The organism is Streptomyces sp. NPDC006174, assembly GCF_040614075.1.
GTDB lineage: Bacteria > Actinomycetota > Actinomycetes > Streptomycetales > Streptomycetaceae > Streptomyces.
The window spans coordinates 80,505-87,701 of the sequence record NZ_JBEXTJ010000021.1 but is presented as its reverse complement, the minus strand read 5'-3'; the positions used below and the strand labels follow the sequence as shown (position 1 = coordinate 87,701).

The following is a 7,197-nucleotide window of genomic DNA, read 5'->3' as shown; positions in this document are numbered from 1 at the left end:
AGAGCGAAGAGCGCGGGTTGGGTGTAGCCGGTCTGGTCGAGCAGGGCTGCGGCCTCGGTGCCGGGCTCGGCGAACATCACCTCCAGCAACGGCCGTTCGAAAGCTCCGTCCCACTGCGCGCACACCGCGTCGAGCGCCTCGGCGAAGACCGGGAAGGCCGCGTACAGCTCCTTGCCCATCCCCGGATACTGCGCTCCCTGGCCTGTGAACAGGAACGCCGTCCGGCCGGACCCGTCCGACTGCGCCCGGACCGCCGGCCGCGCCCCGGCCCGTACGGACCGCAGCCCGGCGGTCAGTTCGTCGAGTCCCACGCCGGTCACGCTCACGCGGTGGTCGTGGGCGGTACGGGTGGTGGCGAGGGAGTACGCGACGTCGAGCGGTGACAGCTCGGGCCGCGCCTCCACGTGCTCCAGCAGCCGCGCCGCCTGACTCGCCACGCCCTGAGGGGACTTGGCGGAGAGCAGCCACGGCAGGGCGGTCGGTACGAGCGGCTCCTCCGGCTCGGCCAACTCCCGTACAGGCGGCTGCTCCAGGATGAGATGCGCGTTCGTCCCGCTGATCCCGAAGGACGAGACGGCCGCGCGGCGCGGGCCCTCCTTCTCCGGCCACGGCCGGGCCTCGGTGAGGAGGGAGATGTCACCGGCGTCCCAGTCGACGATCGGCGTCGGCTCGTCCAGGTGGAGCGTCCTCGGCAGTGTGCCGTGCCGCAGGGCCTGGACCATCTTGATGACGCCGCCGACGCCGGCCGCCGCTTGGGTGTGGCCGGTGTTGGACTTGAGCGAGCCGAGGTGGAGAGGACGGCCTTCGGGCCGGTTTTGGCCGTAGGTGGCGATGAGGGCCTGGGCCTCGATCGGGTCGCCGAGGCGGGTGCCGGTGCCGTGTGCCTCGACGGCGTCGATGTCGCTCGGGGCCAGGCCGGCGTTGGTGAGGGCCTGGCGGATGACGCGTTCCTGCGACGGGCCGTTCGGTGCGGTGAGGCCGTTGGAGGCGCCGTCCTGGTTGACCGCGCTGCCACGGATGACCGCGAGGATGTGGTGGCCGTTGCGCTGTGCGTCCGAGAGGCGCTCGACCAGCAGCAGGCCGACCCCTTCCGACCAGCCCGTGCCGTCCGCCGTGGCGGAGAACGAGCGGCACCGCCCGTCCGCCGAGAGGCCGCGCTGCTGCGAGAACTCCACGAACCCCTGCGGTGTCGACATCAACGTCACACCGCCCGCGAGCGCCAGATCGCACTCACCCGCCCGCAGCGCGTTCACCGCCTGGTGGATGGCGACCAGCGAGGAGGAGCACGCGGTGTCGACCGTGACCGCCGGACCCTCCAGACCGAAGGTGTACGACACCCGGCCGGAGGCGACACTGCCCGCGTTGCCGCTGAAGAGGTAGCCCTCCATGTCCTCCGGTACCTGCTGGATCCGGGAGGCGTAGTCGTGGTACATCACACCGGCGTACACACCGGTGCGGCTGCCGCGCAGCGACGACGCGTCGATCCCGGCGTTCTCGAACGTCTCCCAGGCGGCCTCCAGCAGCAGCCGCTGCTGCGGGTCGGTGGCGAGCGCCTCGCGCGGGGACATCCCGAAGAAGGCGGGGTCGAAGTGGTCACCGTCGTACAGGAATCCGCCGTGGCGGGAGTACGACCTGCCGGGTGTGCCGGGTTCCGGGTCGTACAGGCCCTCGGTGTCCCAGCCACGGTCGGTCGGCCACGGCGAGATCGCGTCGACCTCGTCGGCGACCAGCCGCCACAGTTCGTCCGGCGAGGAGACTCCGCCCGGATAGCGGCACGCCATGCCGACGATGACGACCGGGTCCTCGGCGGCGTCCGGCGCGCGGCCGGCGGTTGTCACGTTCTGCGGCTCCACGGGAGCGATGAGCGTGGAGAGGTAGGCGGCGATGGCCGACGGGGTCGGGTGGTCGAATACGAGGGTGGTGGGCAGGCGGAGGCCGGTGGACTCGCCGAGCCGGTTGCGGAGTTCGACCGCTGTCAGTGAGTCGAAGCCCAACTCCTTGAAGACACGGTCGGCTTCCACGGCCTGGAGGTCCGAGTGGCCGAGCACACCTGCCACTTGGGAGCGCACCAGATCGACCAGCACCCGGCGGCGCTCGGCCTCGGAGACCGCGCCCAGCTGCTCGGCCAGCGACGACCCGGCGGCCGAACCGGCCGTCGCGCGGCGGCGGACCGCCGGCACCAAGCCACGCATCAGCGGCAGCGGCTCGGCACCCTTGCGGCGCAGAGTCGCCAGGTCGAGGCCGGTCGCGGCCAGCAGCGGCTCGGCGGAGGCAAAGGAGGCGTCGAACAGGGCCATGCCCGCGTCCGACGTCAGCGGAAGCAGCCCGAACCGCGCCATCCGCTGAAGGTCGACGTCCTCCAGGTGGCTGGTGCTGGCACTGCTCTCCTCCCAGAGTCCCCAGGCGAGTGAGGTGGTGGGCAGTCCTTGGTGGGTGCGGTGGTGGGCGAGGGCGTCGAGGAAGGTGTTGCCGGCGGCGTAGTTGGCTTGTCCTGCGGTGCCGAGGAGTCCGGCGATGGAGGAGTAGAGGGTGAGGGTGTGGATGGGGTGGTGGTGGGTGAGTTGGTGGAGGTTCCAGGCTGCGTCGATCTTGGGACGCAGGACGGTGTGGAGGCGTTGGGGTGTGAGGCTGGTGAGGAGGCCGTCGTCGACGGTTCCGGCGGTGTGGATGATGGCGGTGAGGGGGTGCTGGGTGGGGAGTTGGTCGATGGCGTGGGTGAGTGCGTCGTGGTCGGCTGCGTCGGCGGCGGCGAAGGTGGTGGTGGTGCCTGCTGCGTGGAGGTGGTCGCGGAGTTGGGTGGCGCCGGGTGCGTTGATGCCGCGTCGGCTGAGGAGGAGGAGGTGTTTGGCTCCTTGTGCGGTGAGGTGGTGGGCGAGGAGGGTGCCGAGTGCTCCGGTGGCGCCGGTGATGAGGATGGTGCCGTGGTCCCAGCGCGGCGGCTCCGGTACGGAAGTGGCGTCCGGCTTCACCCGGGCGAACCTCGGCACCAGTACGGTGTCGGCGCGTACCGCCGCCTGACTCTCACCGGAGGCGATGACGACCGGCAGGAGCGATCCGGCGGACGGCTCGCCGTCGAGGTCGACGAGGCCGAAGCGTCCGGGGTTCTCGCTCTCGGCGGAGCGCAGGAGGCCCCAGAGAGCGGCGTGCGTGAGGTCGGTGACGTCCTCCGGTCCGGTCGCGATGGCGCCTTGCGTGACGACCACGAGACGTGACTGCGCGAACAGCTCGTCCGCCAGCCAGGCCTGGGCCAGTTCGAGGTGACGCACGGCCGCCTCACGGGCCTGTACGGGAAGGTCGTCATCCTGGAGCGGCTGCGGAACGGTCAGCACCACATCCGGGACCTCGGCACCGGCCTCCACCGCCGCCACCAACGCCGGCAGATCGGCGTACGTCCGCGCGGCGTCGACCGGCAACGCGTGCGCACCCGGCTCGCCCAGCAGCGCCCAAGTCCCGGTCTCCGCAGGAGAGTCCACGGCACCGATCGCCGACCACTCCACTCGCAGCAGGCCCTCGCGGTGCGCGTCGGCCGCCGCTCGCAGCGCCTCCTCCGAGAGCGGCCGCAGCGCCAGCTCGGCCACCGAGGCGACCGGCGCGCCCAGACCGTCGGCCACCAGGAGCGCGGCGGACTCGGGCCCGGTCGGTGTGAGCCGCACGCGCAGGACCGACGCGCCGGTGGCGTACACCGTCACGTCCGACCAGGAGAAGGGCAGCAGAGCCTGCCGGTCCTCGTCCACCACGCCCGGCAGCAGCGGGTGCAGCGCCGCGTCCAGCAACGCCGGATGCACGGTGAAGAGGCCTGCCTGCGCGTGGAGTTCGTCCGGCAGGGCCACCTCGGCGAAGAGCTCTCCCGCCTCCGTGCCCCGCCAGGCCCGCCGCAGACCCTGGAACGCGGGCCCGTACGCGTAACCCTGCTCCAGCACCCGCTCGTACGCGCCGTCCAGGTCCACCTCGACGGCACCCGACGGCGGCCAGAGCAGCAGGCCCTCCGCCGTCTCGTCCGGAGCCGGAGCCAAGCGTCCCTCGGCGTGGAGCGTCCACGCCGTGTCCTCGTCCGCGGTGTCCGGCCGCGAGTAGATCTCCAGCGTGCGGCGCTCGGCCTCATCGGCCTCGCCGACCACGATCTGCAGCTGGACGCCGTCGTGCTCGGGCAGCAACAGCGGTGCGGAGAGCGTCAGTTCCTCGACCCGCTCGCATCCCGCGTACTCGCCGGCCCGCAACGCCAGCTCGACCAGCCCGGTGCCCGGCAGCAGCGCGGTGCCGTGCACGGCGTGGTCCGCGAGCCACGGGTGGGAGTGGCGGGAGATGCGGCCGGTCAGCAGGAGGGTCGGCCGGTCCGCCACCGCGACGGCGGCGCCGAGCAGCGGGTGGCCGTCGGTCGAGCCGAGGCCCAGACCGGCGGCGTCGCTCGGCACGGAGACCGCTTCCAGCCAGTGGCGGGTGCGCTGGAAGGCGTACGTCGGCAGATCGACCCGGCCGGGCCGGCTGCCGCCGAAGACGGACCGCCAGTCGACCAGGACACCGCGGTTGTGAGCCTCGCCCACGGAGAGCAGGAACCGCTCCAGCCCACCTTCGTCGCGCCGCAGCGAGCCGAACGCCACCGCGTCCCGTCCCGCCGCCTCCGCCGTCTCCTGCACCGCGAGTGCCAGGACCGGATGCGCGCTGGACTCGATGAAGGTGCCGAACCCCTCCTCCAGGAGGGTCCGTACCGCGTGTTCCAGCTCCACCGGCTGCCGCAGATTGCGGTACCAGTACCCCGCGTCCAGCTCCGTCCCCACGACCCACTGACCGGTCACGGTCGAGAAGAACGGGATGGTCGCCTCGCGCGGGCTCACCGGAGCGAGCAGCGTGGCCAGCTCCTCCTCCAGCAGCTCCACGTAGTGGGAGTGCGAGGCGTAGTCGACCGGGATGCCGCGTGCTCGTACGCCGTCGGTCCGGCACTCCTCCAACAGGTCCTGGAGCGGCTCCGGTTCGCCGGAGACGACGACGGAGGCCGGGCCGTTGACCGCCGCGATCTGGACGCGGCCCTCCCAGCGGACGATGCGCTCGCGCACCGCGTCGGCCGGGAGCGCGACGGAGACCATGCCGCCGAGGCCCGCCAGCACGCGGCCGATGGCCTGGCTGCGCAGGGTCACCACACGGGCCGCGTCGTCGAGGCTGAGGATGCCGGCCACGTACGCGGCGGCGATCTCACCCTGCGAGTGGCCCACCACGGCGTTCGGCCGGACGCCGTGCGTCTGCCAGAGCTCCGCCAGCGAGACCATGACCGCGAACAGGACCGGCTGCACGACATCCACGCGCTCCAGCGACGGCGCGCCTTCGGCTCCGCGCAGCACCTCCTCCAGCGACCAGTCCACGTACGGCGAGAACGCCTTCGCGCACTCCGTGATGGAGGCGGCGAACGCCGGTGAGGTGTCCATCAGCCCGGCCGCCATGCCCGCCCACTGCGAGCCCTGACCCGGAAAGACGAACGCCGTCTTTGACGGTTCGGCCGCCGAGCCACGCACCGTGCCCGGCGCCGGAGCGCCTTCGGCGAGCGCCCGCAGCTGCTCGCGCGGGAGGACGTCGGGCGCGGCGAGGACGACGGCGCGGTGGTCGAGGGTCGTACGGGTGGTGGCGAGGGAGTGCGCGAGGTCGAGCGGTGCGTGCTCGGGGTGCGCCTCCAGGTGTTCCAGCAGGCGGCCTGCCTGGTCGGCCAGGGCCTGAGAGGTCTTGGCGGAGAGCAGCCACGGCAGGACGGCCGGCACGTCGGCCTCTGCCTGCTCGGCCGGTTCCTCCGCCGGCGGCTCCTCCAGGATGAGGTGCGCGTTGGTGCCGCCCATGCCGAACGCGGAGACGGCGGCCCGGCGCGGCGTGTCCTTCTCCGGCCACGGCCGCGCCTCGGTCAGGAGCGAGACACCGCCGGACTCCCAGTCGACGAACGGCGTCGGCTCATCCAGGTGCAGGGTCTTCGGCAGAGTGGCGTGGTGGATCGCCTGGACCATCTTGATGACGCCGCCGACGCCTGCGGCGGCCTGCGTGTGGCCGGTGTTGGACTTGAGCGAGCCGAGGTGGAGAGGCCGTCCTTCGGGCCGGTTCTGGCCGTACGTGGCGATGACGGCCTGGGCCTCGATCGGGTCGCCGAGGCGGGTGCCGGTGCCGTGCGCCTCCACCGCGTCGACGTCGCCCGGTGCCAGGCCCGCGTTGGCGAGCGCCTGACGGATGACGCGCTCCTGCGACGGGCCGTGCGGCGCGGTGAGGCCGTTGGACGCGCCGTCCTGGTTCACGGCCGTGCCGCGGATGACGGCGAGGACGTGGTGGCCGTTGCGCCGGGCGTCGGAGAGGCGCTCCACGAGGAGCACGCCGACCCCTTCCGACCAGGCCGTCCCGTCCGCCGCCGCCGAGAACGGCTTGCACCGGCCGTCGGGAGCCAGCCCGCGCAGCCGCGAGAACTCGACAAATCCCTGCGGCGTCGACATGACGGCCGCACCACCGGCCAGCGCCAGATCGCACTCGCCGCCGCGCAGCGCGTTGACCGCCAGGTGGATCGCGACGAGCGAGGAGGAGCACGCCGTGTCGACGGCGACCGCCGGACCCTCCAGACCGAAGGTGTACGCGATCCGGCCGGAGGCGATGCTGCCGGCGCTGCCGCTGAACAGATAGCCCTCGAAGCCGTCGCCGGGCAGATGCGGACGGGAACCGTAGTCCGAGTACATCAGCCCGGTGAAGACACCCGTCCGGCTGCCGCGCAGCTGGGCCGGGTCGATGCCCGAGCGCTCCAGCACCTCCCACGCCGTCTCCAGCAGGAGCCGCTGCTGCGGGTCGGCGGCGAGCGCCTCACGCGGCGAGAGCCCGAAGAACTCCGGGTCGAAACCGTCGGCCTCGTGCACGAATCCGCCGTGGCGGACGTACGACGTACCGACCTGCTCCGGGTCCGCGTCGAACAGGTTCTCCAGGTCCCAGCCACGGTTCTCCGGGAACGTGGAGATCGCGTCGACCTCGTCGTCGACCAGCCGCCACAGATCCTCCGGCGAGGAGACGCCGCCCGGGTAGCGGCAGGCCATGCCCACGATGGCGATCGGCTCCTGGGCCTTCTCCTCCACGTCGCGCAGCTTCCTGCGAGCGTCCCGGGCGTCGGTGATCGCCCGCTTGAGGTAGTCGCGGAGTTCCTTCTCGTCAGCCACGTGCGGTCAGCTCCCCAGTGTGTTGCGTGGAATGGCG

1 protein-coding gene is annotated in these 7,197 nt (G+C 72.5%); it reads right to left on the bottom strand.

The genetic code is table 11. The features are described 5' to 3' along the window. Positions 1–7,160 (bottom strand): type I polyketide synthase (locus ABZ267_RS32710; protein ID WP_356899738.1); only part of this gene is annotated, 7,160 nt, incomplete at its 3' end. Positions 7,161–7,197 lie beyond the last annotated feature (37 nt).